Annotated in this window: 1 pseudogene; it reads left to right on the top strand. The window is 72.1% G+C overall.

The window, feature by feature from the left end:
- A pseudogene (gene virA, locus J5M56_RS24850) lies at window positions 1–481 on the top strand (sensor histidine kinase VirA); the annotation flags it as partial.

Raw genomic sequence — 481 nt, 5'->3', positions numbered from 1 at the left:
CTGCTGCTGCACTGCCGGCGGCCGCTCGCATGGTGGCTCGGCGCGGGTTCGCTGTTCGCCACGCTGCTCGCCGCGGGCTCGCTCGACTGGGTGCCGTGGCACGTCGACGCGCTGTTCGCGGCCGTCAACGTCGTCGAGGCGATCGCGGGCGCGTGGCTCGCGCGGCGCTATCTGATCGCGGGCGGCGGGGTGGACACGCTGCGCGGCTTCGCGATGTTCGTGCTGCTGCTGCCGCTCGGCATGGCGGCGATGCACGCGACGCTCGCGGCGGCGATCCTGTCGGTGTGGATGAACGACCGCGAATGGCTGAGCGAATGGTCGCGCGCGTATGCGGCGAACGCGCTCGCGCTGCTCGTGCTGCTGCCGGCGCTCCTCACGTGGAACGCGCGCGCGTGCGGCGCGACGTGGTCGCGCAGCCGCAATCAGTTGCCGGTGCTCGCGACGTTCGGCTCGCTGTGCTTCGCGTCGATATGGGGATACC

This window comes from Pseudomonas sp. 51_B (assembly GCF_017491595.1).
Taxonomy (GTDB): domain Bacteria; phylum Pseudomonadota; class Gammaproteobacteria; order Pseudomonadales; family Pseudomonadaceae; genus Aquipseudomonas; species Aquipseudomonas promysalinigenes.
This window is presented reverse-complemented; position numbering and strand designations above follow the sequence as displayed.